The organism is Blautia glucerasea, from assembly GCF_013304385.1.
GTDB lineage: Bacteria > Bacillota > Clostridia > Lachnospirales > Lachnospiraceae > Blautia_A > Blautia_A ammoniilytica.
In genome coordinates, this window is sequence record NZ_JAAITU010000025.1 from 1 (window position 1) to 21,650 (window position 21,650).

The 21,650-nt window shown below is 43.1% G+C and carries 15 protein-coding genes; 2 read left to right on the forward strand and 13 right to left on the reverse strand.

Annotated features, from left to right (window positions below):
• Positions 1–260 precede the first annotated feature (260 nt).
• The 12 genes from G5B11_RS10670 to G5B11_RS10725 form a co-directional block, all read right to left on the reverse strand.
• Complete coding sequence (locus G5B11_RS10670) at positions 261–1,601, reverse strand: C40 family peptidase (RefSeq protein WP_173728104.1); 1,341 nt, start codon at positions 1,599–1,601, stop codon at positions 261–263.
• Between the two features lie 258 nt (positions 1,602–1,859).
• Positions 1,860–3,392: an N-acetylmuramoyl-L-alanine amidase family protein gene (locus G5B11_RS10675; protein ID WP_173728106.1), complete on the reverse strand. Its 1,533-nt coding sequence runs from the start codon at positions 3,390–3,392 to the stop codon at positions 1,860–1,862.
• 270 nt (positions 3,393–3,662) lie between these two features.
• Positions 3,663–4,649 (reverse strand): diaminopimelate dehydrogenase, encoded by a 987-nt coding sequence (locus tag G5B11_RS10680; protein WP_173728108.1) that lies wholly within the window; start codon positions 4,647–4,649, stop codon positions 3,663–3,665.
• A gap of 54 nt (positions 4,650–4,703) precedes the next feature.
• On the reverse strand, positions 4,704–5,336 hold the full coding sequence (locus tag G5B11_RS10685) for a J domain-containing protein (protein WP_173728110.1): 633 nt from the start codon (positions 5,334–5,336) through the stop codon (positions 4,704–4,706).
• On the reverse strand, positions 5,329–6,174 hold the full coding sequence (locus tag G5B11_RS10690) for a DUF5685 family protein (RefSeq protein WP_173728112.1): 846 nt from the start codon (positions 6,172–6,174) through the stop codon (positions 5,329–5,331). The genes G5B11_RS10685 and G5B11_RS10690 overlap by 8 nt, the downstream gene beginning before the upstream one ends.
• Before the next feature lies 1 nt (position 6,175).
• Complete coding sequence (locus G5B11_RS10695) at positions 6,176–6,586, reverse strand: hypothetical protein (protein WP_158420027.1); 411 nt, start codon at positions 6,584–6,586, stop codon at positions 6,176–6,178.
• Positions 6,587–6,643: 57 nt separating this feature from the next.
• Positions 6,644–7,846, reverse strand: coding sequence for a class I SAM-dependent rRNA methyltransferase (locus G5B11_RS10700; protein ID WP_173728114.1), 1,203 nt, complete (start codon positions 7,844–7,846; stop codon positions 6,644–6,646).
• Positions 7,847–8,106: 260 nt separating this feature from the next.
• Positions 8,107–8,733: an ECF transporter S component gene (locus G5B11_RS10705; protein ID WP_173728115.1), complete on the reverse strand. Its 627-nt coding sequence runs from the start codon at positions 8,731–8,733 to the stop codon at positions 8,107–8,109.
• Positions 8,734–8,882: 149 nt separating this feature from the next.
• Positions 8,883–10,580: a DUF1002 domain-containing protein gene (locus tag G5B11_RS10710; protein WP_173728117.1), complete on the reverse strand. Its 1,698-nt coding sequence runs from the start codon at positions 10,578–10,580 to the stop codon at positions 8,883–8,885.
• A 105-nt stretch (positions 10,581–10,685) separates the two neighbouring features.
• The gene (lon, locus tag G5B11_RS10715) at positions 10,686–12,965 is read right to left on the reverse strand and encodes an endopeptidase La (RefSeq protein ID WP_173728119.1); all 2,280 of its coding nucleotides are present in this window, start codon (positions 12,963–12,965) and stop codon (positions 10,686–10,688) included.
• Between the two features lie 164 nt (positions 12,966–13,129).
• Positions 13,130–13,729: a GTP pyrophosphokinase gene (locus G5B11_RS10720; RefSeq protein ID WP_173728121.1), complete on the reverse strand. Its 600-nt coding sequence runs from the start codon at positions 13,727–13,729 to the stop codon at positions 13,130–13,132.
• A 124-nt stretch (positions 13,730–13,853) separates the two neighbouring features.
• Positions 13,854–14,849, reverse strand: coding sequence for a helix-turn-helix domain-containing protein (locus G5B11_RS10725; protein WP_173728123.1), 996 nt, complete (start codon positions 14,847–14,849; stop codon positions 13,854–13,856).
• A 284-nt stretch (positions 14,850–15,133) separates the two neighbouring features.
• Between G5B11_RS10725 and G5B11_RS10730 the strand changes: the two genes are divergently transcribed.
• A complete protein-coding gene (locus G5B11_RS10730) occupies positions 15,134–16,183 on the forward strand; it encodes a serine hydrolase (protein ID WP_173728125.1) in 1,050 nt (349 codons plus the stop codon).
• A gap of 356 nt (positions 16,184–16,539) precedes the next feature.
• Positions 16,540–17,727: an SH3 domain-containing protein gene (locus tag G5B11_RS10735; RefSeq protein WP_173728126.1), complete on the forward strand. Its 1,188-nt coding sequence runs from the start codon at positions 16,540–16,542 to the stop codon at positions 17,725–17,727.
• 86 nt (positions 17,728–17,813) lie between these two features.
• Here the strand turns inward: G5B11_RS10735 and G5B11_RS10740 are convergent, their stop codons facing one another.
• A complete protein-coding gene (locus tag G5B11_RS10740; RefSeq protein WP_173728128.1) occupies positions 17,814–21,611 on the reverse strand; it encodes a phosphoribosylformylglycinamidine synthase in 3,798 nt (1,265 codons plus the stop codon).
• Positions 21,612–21,650 lie beyond the last annotated feature (39 nt).

The following is a 21,650-nucleotide window of genomic DNA, read 5'->3' on the forward strand; positions in this document are numbered from 1 at the left end:
AGTAAAATCAAGAGGTACAGCGATTCTTTTTGTTTAGTAACTGTCAAAGACAGGACTATATATTTGTCAATGTTTATTTTTCCATACAAGTTTCCAAAGCGCCCCTCCGGAATTTACGCATTCAAGTCGAGCATCTGTTACTCACACCTGAAAGAGGTGGGAGTCTTCTCGACTGAGATAAAAATCCCTGAGTTCCGGAATGCATAAATAAATACATACCAGACTCAGGGGATATGTTCTGAATCTCTTACTATTTGCTATTATACAAGACGTCTTACAGAGGTAATGGTTCTGTAAGCTGCATTATTACTGATCTTAATGCCATCCTTCGCATTGGAAGCGTGTACGATCTGTCCATTGCCCATATAAATTGCCACGTGACCGCCATAACAGATCAGGTCGCCTGGCTGTGCATCTGCATAAGAAACTTCTGTTCCAGCATTCTGCTGCTCATAAGAAGTTCTTGGAAGGCTGACGCCAAAATTAGCATATACACTCTGTACGAAGCCGGAGCAGTCTGCACCACTGGTAAGGCTGGTGCCGCCCCATACATATGGATTGCCAACAAACTGAGTAGCATAATTTACAACAGAAGATCCTGAACCAGAGCCAGAAGATGAAGAACCGGAACTGGAAGAAGAATCAGAGGAGCTCGACTCAGAAGAACTCTGATATTCGCTTGGATCTACTGTATTCTCAGAATCAATCACATTACCATACTCATCATACTGAGTCTCACCAGAGCCTGATGATTCAGAACTGCTTACTGCATTCCCCTCTTCATCGTGCTGGGTGGAATCATAATTGCCATCATCAGATGCCTGTGCAGCAGCTGCTGCTTCTGCCTGACGTCTTGCCTCTTCTTCTGCTGCAATACGCTCTGCCTCCAGCTGCTCGATCTCAGCCTGCTGTGCTGCAAGAAGATTTGCGTACTCAGTAGCCTGCTGCTGTGCATATGCGATCTCATTCTCACAGTCTGCGGAAGTAGCTCTCTTCTCATCCAGCTGTGCCTGAAGATTCTGTGACTCAGCTTCGTACTCCTGCTTCATGCCTTCTAATTCGGCCTTCTCACCAGTGTACTTTTCCTCCAGCTGCTTTACCTGCTCAATAGTATTAGAATACACTTCCAGGCTCTTTCTGTCCTGCTCATACATCTTCTGTGTATACTCTGCTCTTGTAAGAAGATCTGCAAGATTGTCTGCATTCATCATCATCTGGAACCAGGCATCACTTCCGCCTTTTTCGTATAGATACTGAATACGCTTTTTCATTGCATCGTACTGTTTTTCTTTTGCTTTCTGTGCTTTGCCAAGGTCCTGTTTTGTTTTCACGATCTCAGTCTCTTTATTGGAAATATCTGTCTCTAAAGTCTGTATATTGACCATCACATCTACAAGATTGGCATCCAGTGTTGCGATCTCGCCCTCCAGCTGCTGCTTCTGATCCCAGAGTGCACTCATGCGAGCATATGTAGCATCCAGCTGCTGGCTTGTCCAAGCCTGTTCTTCTCTCAGATCATCTTCTCTGGAAGCGCTTACGCTTACTACCTGTGTACCACACATCATTAGTGCAAGTGTGAGACATACGATTCTTTTCTTCATGATTATCACCCTCGTAACTTTATTGTTTTAATACGTAATATTTCTGCAACATTATTTTTAATTCTTATACATATTAACATATCGTTACCATCATTGCAACCCCTAATTTTAATAAATTTAATTTTTTTGTAACAAATAGAAATTAAAGTGCAACAAATATCAAAGGTGCTCCCAGCTGATATAAAAAACCACACAGGCCGGTCTTCCCTGCGCCTGCGTGGCTGTATCCAAGAATGCCTTCTGCATTCCGGTTCAATCTTAATATCCAAACAGATTCAACAGAATCTGGTCAGCAGTCATATTCCCATACCCATCCGGATCGCTGAGTACGCTGCTCTTCCATCTAAGGTAATTACCATTACGGATGTAATTGCCGCAAGATGGATGGTAATTAAATTTAGTAAATCCAGAATATTTAGCCATATACTTGTTGGCAAGTACAACTGCCTCACTATTAGAATTACCAGTAGGAGTGGTAGTACCTGCAATCTGACATCCTGCCTGAGGCGTAGAATGTATGATCACTAAGCTCTTATCACTGCACTGCCCAAGAACGATCCATGTATGACCACTATTATATCCAATGTCACCCGGCTTCATTTTCCATTCGGTCTTTGACAGATAAGACTGATTCACAATCGTACCCCATCCAATGCTCTTATAATAAGAACCGATCTCACCAGATACAACTGTATAGCCTGATCCTACATTAGACTGGGACTGCATAACCTGATAAGCAGACCAGCCCACAAAACCGGAACAGTCAAGACCCTTTGCTCTGTTGACAGCTGTCAAGTCACGGTAATTGTTATAATCATATCCGGATGGATTGGATAACCACTTATTATACCACTGTTTCCATTTAGGACTTACACCCTTACGGGTAGAATCATTCCAACCGCCACCCCATACATACAAAGCCTGCCCTACAGGCTGAAGAGCACCTGCCAGATAATTCTTGATGGTCTTTGTGCCAGTGGAAGCTGTAGCATTAGGATCGTTCACAGCCTGTCCTATATAAATACCATCTTCACCAAATTCCTGCTGTACCCCGTCCACTGTCTGTATTCCTGTATACATCACACCGGACGAAGGATCAAAATAATACTTATTAGTTTTCTTTCCTACCTTAATATCTTTCCACCCGGTAGCCATCTTACCTGTACCGGAAGCAAAATAATATGTAGCCCCATTGATCTGGGTAAAGCCAACTGCCATGATTCCATCCAAAGAGGACTTCTCAGAAGACTGGAAATATCTCACAGTACCTGTTGACGCACTGACCCATCCAACAGCCATAGCACCGCTAGGCTTGTAGAAATATCTGGTATTTCTCTTGGAGTCTCTTAAAAATCCTGTAGCTGCGATCCCTGACTTTGCGAAAAAGTAATATTTATTATTATTCAAAGTCAGCCATTTGGTCTGCATGTAGCCAGTACGTGGGTTAAAATATCTGCGTTTTCCCTTGGATACTTTCACCCAGCCAGTGACCATAACGCCAGTTCTTTTTGTAAAATAACGTTTACGTCCCTTGCGATCCTGTGCCCAGCCCTTGACCTGAACACCAGTCTTACGGTTAAAATAATATTTCTTACCATTCAGGTTCAGCCAGCCCTTGTGCTTGCTTCCATCTGAATCAATGTAGTATGTCTTCCCGCTATACGTCCGAAATCCGGTTTTAACAGCAGCTTCAACTTCTGTTTGGGACTTATGGGCAGAAAATCCTGCCGCAGCCAGAATCAGCAGCAAAAGCACTCCCCAAATCTTAAATTTCTTACATACGTTTCGCATACATAATCTTCCTTTTCTTATTTAAACATGATATCGCCTTTAATCTTTTACAAAAATGTTACAGCTTTATGTAATAGATTATACAACGGTATTTTTTAATCGTCAATACAAAAGTACAAGTATGTAAACTTTTCACAATAATCATTTTCTTTTTCTTAGCAAAAAAAGAGCAAGATTGATAATAATCTTTGCTCTTTTTTAACAATTGTGACAATTTCATATTATAATTTTTGTAACATTTTCCAAAGCAATGAATATCACAAAAAAGCCTTACAGAAGATGCTTCCTTAGTTCTTCTCCGCTCATAGCAGAAAGATAGGCTGGTGCCACATCAAAAACTGTTTTACATCCTTTCTGTCCTTCCTGATTCATCCGATACGCAGCCCGCGCATAAGCAACCAGTACGGAAGAAGTAAATTCCGGATTTGAGTCCAGCTTCAGGCTATATTCGATCACATGGCTGTTTTCATCATTCCATCCGGTCTTTCCGGTACGGATCACAAAACCGCCGTGAGGAATACCACTGTGGTTCTTCTTTAATTCTTCTTCTGAAATAAAATGAACGGTTGTATCATATTCATCAAAATAATTTGGCATGGTCTTGATATCACGTTCAATACGTGCAAGATCTGCTCCTTCCTTGGCAACCACAAAGCACTCTCTGGTATGTTTTTCCCTTGTGGAAAGCTGAGGATTCTCACCATTTCGTACTGATTCAAGTGCAGCTTCTACCGGGATGGTATACTGTCTGGCATCCTTCACGCCTTCGATCCTGCGGATAGCATCAGAGTGCCCCTGGCTTACTCCTTTGCCCCAGAATGTATAATCGCAGCCTCCAGGAAGAATTGCGTTGGCATACATACGGTTCAGCGAAAACATACCCGGATCCCAGCCAACAGAAATGATCCCAACATGTCCATTTTCTGATGCGGATTTATCCACTGCCGCAAAATGCTCCGGGATCCTCTTATGTGTATCAAAGCTGTCGATCACATTAAACCACTGTGCATATTTTGGTGTCTGTATAGGAAGATCTGTAGCACTGCCTCCGCAGATGATCAAAACATCGATCTGATCCTTCATTTTTTCTGCATCATTAACAGAATAGACTTTGGCTGTTTCTGTGAGAATAGTCACATCCTTCGGATTACGGCGCGTGAATACTGCCACAAGCTCCATGTCCGGATTATGTTTGATGGCACATTCTACTCCACGGCCAAGATTTCCATAACCTAAAATACCAATTCTAACACTCATTACTTTTTCTCCTCTTTATCTCTATTATAACCGTCTGTTCCGAAAATCCTGCCTTTAACAGCAGATCACACCACTTCCCGGACAGCACAGATTACAAGCTGTACTGGCTAAACACATCTTCAAGCACATGTCGTCGCCCTCCATAGGCATGCCTCCAAATGGATCCTGTTGCTGCCGGTACCAGGTACCGCCCCCATCCATCCGGTTCTTCAGCATCTGATACTGGGCATTGCCAGGATCCAGACGAATCGCCTGCTCTATATCGTTTCTGGCATTTACATTATTACCAAGTCCCATATTGGCCATAGATGAAAGATAATACCATTCTCCGTTTCTCTGGGAAAGGGATCGCAGTACATTCACAGCTTCCTGATAATGTCCGCTCTGGATAAAATTAGCCGCAGCGCGCCTGCGGATGCTCTCCTCGTCTTCGTACCCGCCGGATTGCTGACCGAAACCTCCAAAGCCTCCATAACTGCCAGCCCCTCTGCTTCCATATTCCCGTTCTTTCATGATCTGGTCATAGGCCTGCTGAACTTCCTTAAATTTCTCTTCAGCCTTGTCTTTGTCAGGGTTATTAATATTCGCATCCGGATGGTATTTCCGGCTTAAACGTCTGTATGCCTTTTTGATTTCCTCGTCTGAGGCATCCTGTGATACTCCCAGAACACTATATGGATCAAACATGTTCTTTCTCCTGTTCTTCTCTCCTTTTTCTGGTAATCGCCTCAAACCTTACCCATACCCCGGAATACAGAATATTCCTCAGAATATCTCCATATATTATAATAGGTAGTTTTTCAAATTCACGACAGGCTTCTGCAAGCATCATGATCAGAAGCTGTTGTACCTCATCCTCAAACCCTTTTATTTTAAAGCGCTTTGAAAAAGGATTATAATTTCCATTTTTCAGATCTGCTTCCACATCATCATACGCATCCAGAATATAAATAAACTTTCCAAAATAGAAACCCATCTTCCGAAGAGTATCTGCCCACACATCTTCCTGATACACAAAGATCTCAGCCATGATCTTTCCAAAAATACCGGATACCTGATCAATATCCTTCTCATCTTTCTTTTCAAGATCCGATAGCTGTTCCAGCAGCTGGATGATCCTGTGCACTTTTTTATCGTATTCGACAGAAAGCCTTCGGTTCTTCCCTTTCAGGGCCTTTGCATATGCAAGCTTCAAAAGATCCCTATCGTCTTTCCAGTCATCCACACACTTATAATAGGTAAGGATGATGTTCATATCTGCTGCGTATTCTGTAAAACGGTTCTTCCGTACTGTCTCTTTGTGAACAGGATGCAGAATACAACGGGTGGTTCCTTTCTTTGTCTCAGGCTCATATAATCCGCTAAGCAGAAGTGCCACAAAGGTCATATCATAGGTAAGGGACAGCTGTCCGAAAACCCCATATTTTCTTTTCAGTTCCCTGCAAAGCCCACAATAAAAGGATTTGTATAAAGCGAAATCTTTAATTTTTAATTCCGGCTTATTTACCACAATATATCCGAACATATCAGCTCCTCTTCACAAATTTGCTATGACACTTTGGACAGCTGATCTCTATCTTTCCTTTTCCTCTTGGAATCCTGACTTTCTGTCCGCAGGAAGGACAAGTATAAATATGGTAGTCCTTTCTCTGTTTCATCATATTCTTTTCTTTGTTCAGTCTCTGACGCAACTTGGCAGTAGCTGACAGGTACTTCTGATTCTCCTGTGCTCTTTTGGAAATATTTCTGGAAAAAATCCTGAAATATGTATACACAATGGCTACAAGGCCTAACATATCCAAAAGAGAACCTGCGCTGCTTCCTGTGTTTACAAAAATCGCCAGCACAATAGAAACCAGTGCCACACCCATAGTAAACTTTGCAAACTGGTCAACTCCGTAACGTCCCTGCATGAATCTGTAAAATTTGTCTTTCATGAAATCCTTCTTTCCTTATTCAGTCTGTCTCTTTCCCTGATCCCAGCCTGTAAAGGTCTATCTGTCACTGCATACCTGAAAAATGTAAAACTTAAGATAATAGGACTCATCTGCTGCCCACAGAATTGGATGATCCGGGGCTTGTGTCCTGTATTCTACCTGACGCAGCCGCTTATGAGCACTTCGTGCCGCCTGACCGATCGTCTGTGTAAAAAGCTCATAATCCATAAAATGGGAACAGGAGCAGGTGGCCAGAAAACCGCCTTCCCTCACCAGCTTCAACGCACGCAGGTTGATCTCTCTGTATCCCTTCACTGCATTCTTTATGGAACTTCTGGACTTTGTAAACGCAGGTGGATCTAGGATCACCACATCAAACTTTTCTTTCTTTTCCTCCAATTCAGGCAGTAACTCAAACACATCCCTGCATAAAAACTGTACCCGATCTTCCAGACCGTTCAACCTGGCATTTGCAGCTGCCTGATCCACGGCAAGAGCTGATGCATCCACCCCTAATACACTGGAAGCACCTGCGATCCCTGCATTTAATGCAAAAGAACCTGTATGAGTAAAGCAATCCAGCACTTTGGCATTCTTGCAAAGCTTCTGGATTGCAAGCCTGTTATATTTCTGGTCAAGGAAAAATCCTGTTTTCTGACCATCCTTTACATCAACCTGATATTTTACCTGATTTTCTTCAATTTCCACAAGAGTTGGGAATTCCGGTCCAATAAAGCCTTTTACAAGTTCCATCCCCTCCTGGCGACGAACCTTGGCATCACTTCTCTCGTATACGCCACGGATCTGGATACCATCTTCTTTCAGAACCTTTTTCAGAAGCTCTATGATCATTTCTTTATATCTGTCAATTCCCAGTGCCAGGGACTGAACCACCAGCACGTCAGAAAACTTATCAATTACAAGTCCCGGGAAGAAATCTGCCTCGCCAAAGATCACTCTGCAGCTGCGGGTATCTACCACTTTCTTACGGTATTCCCAGGCATCCCGTACTCTTTTTTCAAAAAACACTTCATCGATCACCGTCTGTTCATCCCTTGACAGCAGCCGGACTGTGATCCTGGAATTGGTATTGATAAATCCTTTTCCTAAAGGATATCCGTCAAAATCATGAATCAGTACAATATCGCCATTCACAAAACTTCCCATGATCGTAGCAATTTCATTGTCAAAAATCCACATCCCACCGGATTTTAACAGCCTGCCCTCTCCTTTTTTCAAACTGACAACAGCAAGACCCATATATATTCTCCTTTGTGTAATTCGTAACTGTTCAGTACTCTCGCAAAATACTTTCTGCTAAATAATTACTGTAATCATGCTTGTGGTGTTTTCACACCAAACGCATATTTATTGAAACATTCTATCACACTCTTTTTCTTTTTTCCAGTATTTCGCATAAATAAGAAAAAACTGCCACACCTGTAAGATGTGGCAGTAAACAAAGCATAACTGCTCAGTACCCTCATAAATTCTTTCCTACTGAATAGTTACTAAAATACTTAGTTTGCAGAAACTGTCTTATCCTTCTGTACCGGATGGATCTGGATCAGATTCATCTTGATCAGTGCCGGACGAAGTGCATTGTATATGAACACAACCAGGATCACAGAAACAACTGCATTCACAAAGGTAGTCACTGCACTAAGCTTGGCAAGAACGGCAGCCATCTCCTGTGGCTGTCCCAGTATATACTGTTTGTAGAAAAATCCTACAATCGGATCTGCCACAACATTAAATGCCAGACCAGCAACGGAAGCAATCAGACTCCATTTAAATACGTATGACTTATCTGTACTCTCATTGATCTTTGCAACCTTATGTGCCACCAGACCGGTGATCAAACCAATACATAGTTTCAGAACAAATGTTTTCGGAGCTCCTGTAATATAAACCGGATCCATCAGATCTGCGATAGTCATGCCCACAGCACCGGCCATACCGCCGTAAACACCTCCAAGAAGCAATGCTGCAAGTACACAGAATGCATTTCCGATGTGAAGAGATGTAGCATCGCCACCCGGAACAGGGATCTTAATCTGTAAAAATGTGAAGGATACGTAGCAAAGTGCTGCAAGAATCGCAGTCTCTGCAAGTTTCATGATTGTTGATGTCTCTTTGTTATTCATGTTAGTCACTGCCTTTCCTTTTCCTTTATATGCCTCCCTTACAGGGACTGACTGGATCAACCTGAATCAGTTCCTTCCGGTCTGGCAACATATTACCTGGAAACTGTGGATTTGGCAATGGTCAATTTTAACTATTTTTAAGGGGACAGTTATTCATTGATGGTTTCATCGTAAACCATATCGTCTCCTTCAGCAGGAGTCATATCAGATTCATCCATAGTAGTATCATCTGTATTATCCATGGATGTGTCTGTCCCTTCTGTATCGTAAGATGTATCTGTATTATCCGGTACTGCTGCATCTGTATTCTCAGTTGTCTCTTCCATGCTGGTCTCACCATACAGCTGCTCAAAGAACTTCATGGTATCTTTATACAGGGTGTTCTTATCGTCAGAAGAAACATTATCGCCAAGGATGTCTGCCTTATCACCAGCCTCTGCCTTCTGGTCATCTGTCAGATCAATACCGAAGATCACCTTCAGGTCTTCCTGAAGCATATTAAGCTCAGTAGTCAGATACTCTTCATTACCGGTAGGAACATAAGATCCTGTACCATTACCAAGGATCTCCAGATATTTGGTAAGAACGGCATTATACAGCTTCTCACCCTGATCACTGTCAAGAGTCACTGTGCATACAGCATCTGATCCCATAGCCTCCTGAAGTGCCTCTGTATCACCTTCATACTCTCCCTTGCCAAAAGTCTTGGCTTTCTCAAAGAGTGCTTTGGTATCGTCTGTCAGGAAATCTGTATTCACTTCAGAAATATTCAGGATCTCATCCCCGTCAGGAATATCTGAAGAATTTACGGAATCACCATTTACATCGGTACCGTTATCTGTGCTGCTATCTGTACTATTGTCTGTACTGGTGTCAGCACTATTGTCTGTGGTGCCGTCTGTGGAAACATCAGTATTGGTATCCTGTGCAAAACCGTCATCGCCAGTCTTCTCAGCAAGGGAAGGATCCTCTGTGGAATCAGCGATCACATCATCACCAAGCACACTCTCATCTACGTTATTCACAATACTGTCCGGATCATCATCAGAAGTGGTATCTCCCTGGCCGGTAACATTATCATTGACACGCTCCAGTGTCTCTTCCATATCGCTGTAATCATAATCCTGCTGTGCAATCTCCTGAAGCAGGCTTACGATCGTCTGAAGCTGATCATCAGAGAGAGCAACTCCGTTCTGATCTGCAATATTCACAACAATGTTATAAATCTGATCCGCATCCTGGATACCGTCTGCAATGATCTGGGTCTTCGCCTGATTGATCACAGCAGTGGCACTGTTCTGTCCGATATCCTCAGCCAGATTACCTGTAACAACCATCTCCTCTGTAGCGATCTGCTTCTTGGTGGAATCCAGTTGTTCACCGCTGGCTGACTCATAGGCCATCTGGATCCCCGTAAGGGCTCCTGTACCGGATACCTGGAACGGACACGCAGCAACTACTTCACAATTCTTCACCCCGGAAGTAGAAAGGCTGGTGGCGATCATATTACAGGTAACCCAGTTCAGATTGGCAGTACGTACCTTGATTCCTCCGGAAGTGGTAGGCTTAACGTAAGCACAGCTGACTGTCCTGGTACCAATCTGCTCGATGGGAACATAGGCACTTAAGTGCTCTCTCTCATCCTGATTAGTAACATTGATGATCTGAACAGAATCAGCACTGACCTTAAAATATTTCAGCATGGTGTTCTTCTGGTCCTGTGTCAGGTCTGCTCCAAGTGTAACAACATTCATGCCATCTGCCATAACCGGTACGGAAGGAGCAATGCTTCCTGTAACAAGGCATGCGGCACATAATAATGTTCCTAATAATTTTGCTTTCTTCATAACTTTTCCTCCATAAACTCTGTGTGAGTTACAGCTTAAACAGTTTTTCTGTTTCGTTGTTTTATTATAGCATATTCTTTGCTAAATTTGTAATCTAGAATAATTTTACATTTTTTGTAAGCCCAGGGTCTGATCCAGCACTTCTTTGATTTTCTTTACCGGACAGATTTGAATCTTTTCTTTCACTTCTTCTGCCACATCTTCCAGATCCTCTATGTTGTCATATGGAATAAACACCTTCTTAACTCCTGCTCTTTGGGCTGCCATTAGTTTTTCGGGAAGACCTCCAATAGGCATAACACCGCCTCTCAAAGAAATCTCCCCGGTCATGGCTATCTGTGTATCCACAGCCTTTCCAGTTACCAGGGATGCAAGTGCAATTACCAGCGTAATCCCCGCTGACGGACCGTCTTTTGGCACAGCACCAGAAGGAACATGAATATGGAGATCATTCTTTTCAAATTTCTCAGCGTGTTCCGGGAAAAGTGACTTCACATAAGTGACTGCAATCTGTGCTGACTCCTTCATCACATCTCCCAGCTGCCCGGTGATGATCACCTTGCCGCTGCCTTTTGTAAAGGAAGTTTCTATAAAAAGGATTTCCCCACCTGCTCTGGTCCAGGCCAGTCCGGTTACAACTCCCGACTGCATTTCCTCCTGGATCTTTTCATGATAGATGCCTTTCTTCCCAAGAAACTCCGGCAGTCGTTTCTCGCTGACAGTAATGCTTTTCTGCTCACCCTTTACCAATTTTACAGCAGCGCATCTGCAAAGAACATCGATCTGACGTTTAAGGCCTCTTACTCCCGCCTCCGCCGTATATTCTTCAATGATCTTTAATATGGCTTCGTCTGTCACTTTCAGGTTCTGATTACGCAGTCCCATACTCTTCATTGCTTTTGGCAGAAGATGTTCCCTGGCAATATGATATTTCTCAATCTGTGTATATCCGGGGAACTGAATAACTTCCATACGGTTCAGAAGAGGTTCCGGTATAGTATCAGTAGAATTGGCTGTACATACAAACAGCACATTAGACAGATCATATGGTACATTCATATAATGATCTGTAAAGTTGGAATTCTGCTCCGGATCCAGAACTTCTAAAAGTGCACTGGATGGGTCTCCGCCATAATCTCTGGTCAGTTTGTCCACTTCATCCAACACCATAACCGGATTCTGCGCTCCGCTTCTTCGCATTCCCTCCATGATACGTCCCGGCATAGCGCCCACATATGTGCGTCTGTGTCCACGGATCTCCGCTTCATCCCGAACACCTCCAAGACTGATCCTTACATATTTTCTATGAAGTGCTCTGGCTATGCTCTGACCTATACTTGTTTTGCCTGTACCAGGTGCACCTACAAAAAGCAGGATGGATCCAGCCTGTTTTTTATTAAGCGCCATAACCGCAATCTGCTGGATGATCCTTTCTTTTACCTTTTTCAGGCCATAATGGTCTTCATCCAGTATCTTTTCGGCTTCTGCCAGGTCTATAGAAGGCATTTCTTCTTCCTTCCAGGAAAGACTGGTAACAAAATCCAGGTAATCATACAAAAGTCCGTATTCATGACCATCTTTTCCTTCCTGTTTCATCCGGTTCAGAACCTTTTCGGCTTCCTTCCTTGCCTCCGGATTCATGCCAGACTCCTGGATTTTCTTCTCAAATCTGCGTACATCCGAGATATTCTCAGGATGCATCTCATCCAGCTGTCTCTGAAGAAATTCAATCTGTTTTTTCAGGGCAGACTCACGGTACATCTGTTCATTAGAATTCTTCTGGGCGCTTTCTGCTTCCTGGCTGACCCGGAAGATCTCCAGAAGTTCATATACAGTTTCTTTGATTTTATGGATACGTTCACTTCTGGACTGCTGTTCAAGAAAACTATATTTTTCTTCCCAGGAAGATGCAAAGTAGCTGGAAAGGGCACAGGCCATCTCATCAAAGCTCTGCCAGTGATAGATCACACCTCTTGCCCAGATCCCCCACTGCAGATCCTTTGCAAAGCTCATCAATTCTTTTTTCATGTTCTTGAACTGCTCAGCCTCTTCATCTGGATCAATATCTTTCTCTTCCGGATATGGAACGGAAGTGGCTGTAATCCCGATCTCTGTAGCCTGGATCTGACTCAGCATTACCCTTTCTATGGTAGTGATCTTAACAGTGTCATCCTCTCCTAAGGCCTCAATCTTCCCCAGCACTCCAATCGGATAGATGTCTTCCGGTTGTATCTGATGGGGCTTTTTATCTGTCTTCAGCATCAGAAAAAGTATATCTTCCCCAACATTTTCCGTGGTTATTTCATTTCCGGGAAACATATCTTTTTTAAAGTAAAATGTAACCTCTGGCAATACCAGTAAATCATAAATGGGTATGCTAATCATACATGTTTCCTCCTTATGGCCTGAATCATGCAAAATCAAGCCTTATTTTATCAGCACTCATTCGCATCGAGTGCCAATCTGTATTTAAACGAAAAGGCGAACTCTTCGGAATCCGCCTTTCGTCCGTATCTTATTTTACCACGATTTTCTGATTATGCAAGTCTTTAAAGCCGTGGATTATCATTATATTTCTCAAATTCCTTTTCCATCTCTTCAAGAGTATTGGAATATCTGAGTAATTCTTCCACTCTCTGCGCTTTATTAGCATATGCCTTTTTGTAAGATACCCTGTGCTCCATAGCTGCCCAGAAGTCCATTGAAATAGTACGGAACTGTATCTCCACAGGAAAGTATTCCACTGCATCCAGACAGCAAACATTTACTCCAAAAATAATATGGTAACTTCTATATCCATTAGGCTTAGGATTCTCAATATAATCCCGCTCTCTTATGAAGATCAGATCCGGCTGTTTCTTTAATATGTTCACCAGATTGTGGATGTCTCCAGTAAAATAACAAACGATCCGCACACCTGCAATATCCTGCAAAACATTCTTGGCATTATCAACTGTAGGCTCCAGCCCCCGATGCATCAGCTTTTCCTCAATGCTTGCCTTCTTCTTGATGCGAGACTGAACGGTATGTACCGGGTTACTGGCAGCAGATGGATAAATCGTATGGTTTAACACTTCCAACCTGGTAAGTAAAAGCTTCATTGCATCATGATACGGCTGGACCAAGTCATAGTATTCTTTATCAGTCATGATAACCTCCCTTTACATACCTGCTATCATAAAGAAAAACTGTGATTATCCTGTGACCGATTTCTAATATTTTTCAAAAGAATCTTCCAAAATCAAACTTGATTGTTTTGAAATCCAAACCATTTTATTCATTATGTTTGAATGAAATATTCAGGATAGATACTACTGCTCCGTAAAGAACACCTGCAATAGGCCAGATGATCCAACTGCTGCTTTTATAACTGCTTTTAGCAGGCAGTATAGCTGCCAGAAATACTGCGGTCACGATCAGCCAATAGCTTACCGAAACAGCACTGATCAATCCTTTCTTTGCTTTTCTGCTGCGTGTATAGTCCCCTTCTTCCAGCAGCTTTTCCATTGCACTGTTTCGTATGCCTCCATACACAAACGCATAACAGCCACATGCCACCATAAGTAAAAGCAGACAAACTGCATTTATATAGAAGATATCTTTGTCTGTAATGCTCATAACAGCAAACAACGGTACTGCTGCAAGAATACAGAATACGGTTCCAATAAGATTCAGGCGTACATAGGTTGGATGATACTGATTTTTCTTTTCCTTTACCATCCCAGTCACCCCATATTCCGTCTCAAAAGGCTCTTTTTCCAGAAAGTCATAACATTTCACTTTTGCACTGCAGGATATGAAAATCCCTGTAGCTGAAGCAACCAGCAATAAAAGGACACATAATCCAATTCCCCCAGCAGAATTTTCGGTAAGTTTTATGATTTTTGTTTCACTTAATCCACCCAAAAGCAACAATGTAATAGGGGATATAACACATAAAAAAGTAGCAAAAGCAATTTTAGGTGCTGATTTCTTGCTACATTCCAAATATTCAGAGGCTTCCTCCATAGTCACTTTACGCAGTGGCTGTTCTGAAATGACCTGTACATTGTCTTCCGGATTATCTTCTTCTATTTCATCTTTCAGAAGATAGTCCGTACTTACACCAAAAATACGGCTCATCTGTACTACCTTTTCCATATCCGGAACTGCTCTTGCCCCCTCCCATTTAGAAACGGATTGTCTTGTTACATTCAGCTGTTCTGCCAGTTCCTCCTGGGACCAACCTGCCTTTTTTCTCAAATTCATTATTTTGTCTGCCAGAATCATCTTTTTCTCCTTCCTGCCTTCCATTATGGGAAAGCATTTCTTTTTTTGACGTTCTCAGCATACAATATCCATCAGTTGCACACCAGATACCCGGCTTTAAGATTTGTCAACCTGCGGTTGCATGTGTAGGATTTCTTGTATTATTTCATATTTATCGCTATAAAGCCATCTTTTCTTCATGTTTTCCTGCAAAAATATTGGAAATCTGCAGCAAATGAATTATACTTAAAAAGACTTAAGAAAATTCTTCACTTTCTTTTCATTTAGCATACCAGGAGGTTTGTATGAAACCAGGCAAAAATAATCGCAAATATAAATTTATCTTTCCGCTTGTTACAGCTGCAGCAGTAACAGCAGGGAGCTTTTCTGCAGTCACTGCTGCAGAAGTGCAGGGACCGGTGGCACCGAGCACAGGTTCTTCAACATCCAACCAATCAGAACCGGCTCCGAACACTAATGCGACAGCTTCCGACCAGGCGGAACCGGCTCCGGGCACCACATCTGCCAATCAGGCTTCTGATGGACAGGGCACATTATCTCCGCCATCCGACAATTCTAAAAGCAGTGTATTTGGACAGGCTTCTTCTGTAGAAGCACCTACAGATGAAAAACTTTCCTCTCTCCTTACCCAGCTGCAGGAACGTCTCCCTGTTTCCAATGGAAGCTGGTCCGTTTATGTGCGCGATCTTTATAATGAGTCAGAAGGCTCTGTCAATGACCATTCCATGCAGGCGGCCAGTCTGATCAAGCTGTATATTATGGGTGCTGTCTATGAGAATTATGAAACTCTTATCAGTCAATATGGCCAGCAGCAGGTAGATTCCAACCTTTATTCCATGATCACAGTCAGTGACAATGATGCTGCCAATGCTCTTACCAGCTATCTAGGCGGAGGTGATTCTTCTGCCGGCATGACTGTTGTAAATGATTTCTGCAGTACACATGGCTTTAAGAACACACATATGGGACGACTTCTTCTTCAAAGCAATGCATATGACGACAATTACACTTCTGTGGCTGACTGTGGTCATCTGCTGTACGGGATTTACAGTGGTAATTCCTCTGAATACCCATATGCAGATTCCATGTTCGACCTGTTGGCTGCACAGACACGCCGGAATAAGATCCCGGCACAGATGCCATCAGATGCAAAAACTGCCAATAAAACCGGTGAACTGGACAATGTGGAAAATGATGCAGGGATTGTTTATGATGTGGATAATGAACTGATCCTGGTTTTTATGTCAGAGAATCTTAGTGAGTGCGGCTCGGCACAAAATACTATTGCCAGCCTGAGCAGGCAGATTTTTGATTACTATAATCCAGCCTCATAAATTTAAGGCTGGAAGCAAATTCTCTGGTTATGATACCTTTGTATTGCTTTGTGATATGTACTCCCATGATTTGCAATAGGCAATTTGCAAATATTGTGACATTATAACAATTAAGAATACAAATATATCTTTCAATCTGTTATAATAAACAATAATAAAGATGATATCCGGCAGGATTGTTGGAGTGCGTAGCACGAAGCAATCTTAAGATATCATAATGGGGGCAGTTGCCTCCAGTATCTAATAAAGATAGCTGGAGTTCAATTGTCTGCCTGTCAGGTTTTTGCCCCCAGCATCTGAGAATAACGTGCACGAAACTGCATGTAAGCCTGCCACAGCAGGCGAAAGGAGGATCTATGAAAAATAAGAAATGCAACTATCTTCCGGCCTTTTTGAAATGGGTCGCACTGCTGGCTGTAGTATTTGCACTTTCTGTTCCCTGGATGAGCAGGAACTGTCAGGCATCTGCCAATACCTATATGGTAAGTGTTCCCAGTGGCTATCTGGCTCTTCGCACGCAAATGCTTTATGACAGCCGCAATGAGATCGGACAGCTGTATAGTGGCGATACTGTAGAGGTCAATGATGACAGCGATTCAACATACTGGTATGCTTATTCCCCCAAGTATGATTCCTATGGCTATGTGAATAAGAATTACCTGATCTCAATGAATTCTGCCGCTTGGACAGTAAGTGTTTCCAAGGGTTATCTGGCTCTTCGTAATGCCAAAGCCTATGATGCTTCCAATGAGATCGGACAGCTGTATAACGGAGATACTGTGCAGGTAAATGACACCAGCGATCCTACTTACTGGCTGGTATATTCTCCCAAATATAACTGTACCGGCTATGTAAACAAAGATTATCTGGTAAGCAGCAGCACTGTTTATGCCTGCGAATCCAGAGCTGTCAAAGTAGACAAAGGATATCTGGCTCTTCGTAATGCCAAGGCTTATGATGCTTCCAACGAGATCGGACAGCTGTACACAGGAGATACTGTCCAGCTTCTGGACACCAGCGATCCTACTTACTGGCTGGTATATTCTCCTAAATATAATCTGAACGGTTTTGTAAACAAAGACTATCTGGTTGGAGATTCTATGTACACCGGTGCTGTAGCAAGTTCAGATTTCACCAGAACAGTCAGTGTTTCCAAAGGATATCTGGCTCTTCGTAATGCCAAAGCCTACGATGCATCCAATGAGATCGGCCAGCTGAATACCGGAGATACTGTAAGTATCCTGGATACTAGTGATCCTACTTACTGGTTTGTTTATTCCCCAAGATTGAATATGAACGGGTACGTAAACAAAGATTATCTGGTTGGCAGTACTGCACCTGTTTATCCCACCTGGACAGTCAGTGTTGCAAAGGGTTATCTGGCTCTTCGTAATGCCAAAGCTTATGATTCTTCTAATGAGATTGGCAAATTAAATAATGGAGAAACAGTACAGGTGATCGATTCCAGTGATTCTTCTTATTGGTATGTATATTCCTCCAGCCTGATGAAATACGGATATGTAAACAAAGATTACCTCTACTAGATCGATATAAGATCATGAACAGCGTATAACACAAAGGATGCAGCAAAATCCCAAAAGAGAAATTGCTGCATCCTTTTTTAATGCTCTTATTTGAAATATGCAACACCAGACTCAAAGATCTTCAGATCCTGCTGTCCGTAAATGTTAATAGCAACGCCATCGTCACGGCGCTCACTATGAGCCATCTTACCAAATACACGTCCGTCCGGACTTGTAATACCCTCAATGTTGTAATAAGAACCGTTAATATTCCATTCCTCAGACTGGTCAAAGTTTCCTTCCGGATCTACGTAACGAGTAGCTACCTGTCCGTTGGCAAGAAGCTTTTTGATCCACTCCTGATCTGCTACAAAACGACCTTCACCATGGGAAGCCGGATTGCAGTACACTCCGCCCAGATCAGCCATCTGAAGCCATGGGGATTTATTGCTTACAACCTTCGTATAAACCATCTTGGAAATATGTCTGCCAATGGTATTGTAGGTCAAAGTAGGTGAATCCTCTTTCTGGCCACAGATCTGACCGTAAGGCACCAGTCCCAGCTTGATCAGTGCCTGGAAACCATTGCAGATACCAAGTGCCAGACCATCACGCTCATTGAGAAGCTTCATAACTGCTTCTTTGATCTTTGCATTCTGGAAAGCAGTTGCAAAGAACTTAGCAGATCCATCTGGCTCATCACCTGCGGAAAAACCACCTGGGAACATGATCATCTGTGCCTGATCAATGGACTTTTCAAAGATCTCCACAGAATCACGAATGTCTTCTGCACTAAGATTCTTAAATACTTTTACATCTACTTCTGCACCTGCGCGCTCAAATGCTTTTGTACTGTCATACTCGCAGTTCGTTCCAGGGAATACCGGAATAAAGACACGAGGCTTTGCAGTTTTGTGCTTGCAGATATAAATCTTCTTTGTATTATAAAGGCCATTTTCCATGACAGCATCCTTATCCTCTGGATTAACCAGGATATCCGATGCTCCCTTGGCTTCCTCACCGGAAACGGTTTTGAATACTTTTTCCAAAGTGCCAGTCCATGCTTTATAAGCTTCTTCAAGAGTGATCTGGGTATTGCCATAAGAGAATCTGCCATCTGCTGTAACCTCACCGATCAGTGTATACTGTACAGACAACTCCCCAACCTTGCCATCCGGAACCTCAAGGATAATATCACCAAATCCTGGTGCAAAGAAGTCTCTTGGATCCAGATTGTGCTCGATCTTAACACCCATAGCATTACCAAATGCCATCTTGCTCACTGCAGCTGCAATTCCGTGACGGTCAAGCGCATATGCAGAAACAACTTTACCATCCAGAATATCCTGATGCAGTTTGCCATATGTATCCATAATCTTATCATAATCCGGAAGATCATAGGTATCTCTTGGAGCACGTACCCATACAAGCTTATTGCCTGCCTTTTTCAGCTCCGGTGTGATCACATCCTGGATCTTTGCCACATCTACAGCAAAGGAAACAAGTGTAGGCGGAACATCAATATCATTAAAGGTACCGGACATACTGTCTTTGCCGCCAATAGAAGGAAGGCCAAAGCCAAGCTGTGCTGCATAAGCCCCCAGAAGAGCAGCAAACGGCTGGCTCCATCTCTTTGGATCTTCAGTCATACGACGGAAGTATTCCTGGAAGGTAAAACGGATCTTTCTGTAGTCACCGCCGGAAGCCACGATCCTTGCCACTGACTCAGTCACTGCATAAGCAGCTCCATGATATGGGCTCCAGGAAGACAGATATGGATCAAATCCGTAACTCATCATTGTAACTGTATTAGTCTTGCCATTTTGTACCGGAACCTTGGCAACCATGGTCTGTGTCTCAGTAAGCTGATACTTTCCGCCATAAGGCATAAATACGCTGCCTGCGCCAATAGAACCGTCAAACATTTCCACAAGCCCCTTCTGAGAGCAAACATTCAGATCAGCCAGCATTCCCAGCCATTTTGCTTTTACATCACTTACTTCCGGACGCTCTTCCAGGATATTTCCCTCTTTATTCGGGATCTCCACCTCTACGGAAGTTTCCTGATGGGCACCATTGGTATCAAGGAAGGCCCTTGAAATATTAACGATCTCTTTTCCTCTCCATGTAAGGACAAGTCTTGGCTCCTCAGTAACAACAGCTACAGGAACTGCTTCCAGGTTTTCTTCATTTGCATATCCAAGGAATTTATCCACATCTGCTGGAGTAACAACTACTGCCATTCGCTCCTGGGACTCAGAAATAGCGATCTCTGTACCATCCAGACCTGCATATTTCTTGGGAACTTTATCCAGATCCACACGAAGCCCTGCTGCAAGCTCACCAATAGCAACGGAAACACCGCCAGCACCAAAATCATTACATTTCTTAATAATATGGCTGACCTCTTCCCTGCGGAACATGCGCTGGATCTTACGCTCGGTAGGTGCATTTCCTTTCTGTACCTCAGCGCCGCAAACCTCAATAGAAGCCTCTGTATGTACCTTGGAAGAACCGGTAGCACCACCGATACCATCACGGCCGGTACGCCCGCCAAGCAGGATAATGATATCACCTGGATCGGAATTCTCACGGATCACTGCCCGCCTTGGAGCAGCACCCATAACAGCACCGATCTCCATACGTTTTGCCACATAATCCGGATGATAAATTTCTTTTACATAACCAGTAGCCAGACCAATCTGGTTGCCGTAAGAACTGTAACCATGTGCTGCACCTCTTACCAGCTTCTTCTGGGGAAGCTTGCCCTTTAAGGTATCTTTCACAGATACGGTAGGATCTGCTGCACCTGTTACACGCATTGCCTGGTACACATAAGTACGTCCGGACAATGGATCACGGATAGCACCGCCAAGACAGGTAGCTGCTCCACCAAAGGGTTCGATCTCTGTAGGATGGTTATGGGTTTCATTTTTAAAATTGATCAGCCATTCCTCTTCTTTGCCGTCAACATCTACAGGGACTACAATACTGCAGGCATTGATCTCATCTGATTCTTCCTGATCCTGAAGCTTTCCTTCGGATTTCAGTTTCTTCATAGCCATCAATGCCAGATCCATCAGGCATACAAATTTGTCGTCTCTTCCCTTGTAAAGTACCTCTCTATCCGCCAGATACTGGTTGTAAGTATTTACAATAGGAGCCTTATAATCTCCATCCTGGAACTTCACATCTGTAAGCTCTGTGGAAAAAGTGGTATGACGGCAATGGTCTGACCAGTAGGTATCCAGTACACGGATCTCTGTAACAGAAGGATCTCTCTTTTCTTCGTGAAGGAAATAATTCTGAATATGAAGAAAATCCTTAAAAGTCATTGCAAGGTTCAGGGATTTGTAAAGTTCTTCCAGCTTGCCTTCTGGCATCTGGATAAAGCCTTCAAAAATCTTTACGTCTTCCGGATCGCTGAATTCTGTCACCAAAGTCTCAGGCTTGATCATACCTGTCTCTCTGGAATCTACAGGGTTGATGCAATGGTTCTTAATAGCCTCCAATTCGTCCTCTGTAATGGCTCCCTGAATCACATAGGTGGTAGCAGAACGGATGATCGGCTGTGCATTCTCATCCAGGAACTGGATACACTGCACTGCAGAATCTGCTCTCTGATCAAACTGTCCAGGCAGATATTCTACAGAAAATACGGACGCATCCTCTGCCATATCAAATTTTTCAAGATAAAGGTCATCTACAGGCGGCTCTGAAAATACAGTCCTGCATGCTTTTTCAAAAACATCATCCGAAATATTCTCTACATCATAGCGGATCAGCTCTCTTACTGCAGTAACCGTCTTAATCCCAAGGTAACTGCTGATCTCATGCTTCAGTTCTTTTGCCTTAACTGCAAAAGCCGGTTTCTTCTCCACATACACTCTTCTTACGTTGCTCATAGCTTTTCCTGTACTCCTTTCATTGATCCAGGTAATATT

Bases quoted from the DNA above. Each gene is read 5' to 3' on its own strand.
- G5B11_RS10670 (WP_173728104.1), bottom strand. From the start codon at position 1,601: ATGAAGAAAAGAATCGTATGTCTCACACTTGCACTAATGATGTGTGGT.
- G5B11_RS10675 (WP_173728106.1), bottom strand. From the start codon at position 3,392: ATGCGAAACGTATGTAAGAAATTTAAGATTTGGGGAGTGCTTTTGCTG.
- G5B11_RS10680 (WP_173728108.1), bottom strand. From the start codon at position 4,649: ATGAGTGTTAGAATTGGTATTTTAGGTTATGGAAATCTTGGCCGTGGA.
- G5B11_RS10685 (WP_173728110.1), bottom strand. From the start codon at position 5,336: ATGTTTGATCCATATAGTGTTCTGGGAGTATCACAGGATGCCTCAGAC.
- G5B11_RS10690 (WP_173728112.1), bottom strand. From the start codon at position 6,174: ATGTTCGGATATATTGTGGTAAATAAGCCGGAATTAAAAATTAAAGAT.
- G5B11_RS10695 (WP_158420027.1), bottom strand. From the start codon at position 6,586: ATGAAAGACAAATTTTACAGATTCATGCAGGGACGTTACGGAGTTGAC.
- G5B11_RS10700 (WP_173728114.1), bottom strand. From the start codon at position 7,846: ATGGGTCTTGCTGTTGTCAGTTTGAAAAAAGGAGAGGGCAGGCTGTTA.
- G5B11_RS10705 (WP_173728115.1), bottom strand. From the start codon at position 8,733: ATGAATAACAAAGAGACATCAACAATCATGAAACTTGCAGAGACTGCG.
- G5B11_RS10710 (WP_173728117.1), bottom strand. From the start codon at position 10,580: ATGAAGAAAGCAAAATTATTAGGAACATTATTATGTGCCGCATGCCTT.
- lon (WP_173728119.1), bottom strand. From the start codon at position 12,965: ATGATTAGCATACCCATTTATGATTTACTGGTATTGCCAGAGGTTACA.
- G5B11_RS10720 (WP_173728121.1), bottom strand. From the start codon at position 13,729: ATGACTGATAAAGAATACTATGACTTGGTCCAGCCGTATCATGATGCA.
- G5B11_RS10725 (WP_173728123.1), bottom strand. From the start codon at position 14,849: ATGATTCTGGCAGACAAAATAATGAATTTGAGAAAAAAGGCAGGTTGG.
- G5B11_RS10730 (WP_173728125.1), top strand. From the start codon at position 15,134: ATGAAACCAGGCAAAAATAATCGCAAATATAAATTTATCTTTCCGCTT.
- G5B11_RS10735 (WP_173728126.1), top strand. From the start codon at position 16,540: ATGAAAAATAAGAAATGCAACTATCTTCCGGCCTTTTTGAAATGGGTC.
- G5B11_RS10740 (WP_173728128.1), bottom strand. From the start codon at position 21,611: ATGAGCAACGTAAGAAGAGTGTATGTGGAGAAGAAACCGGCTTTTGCA.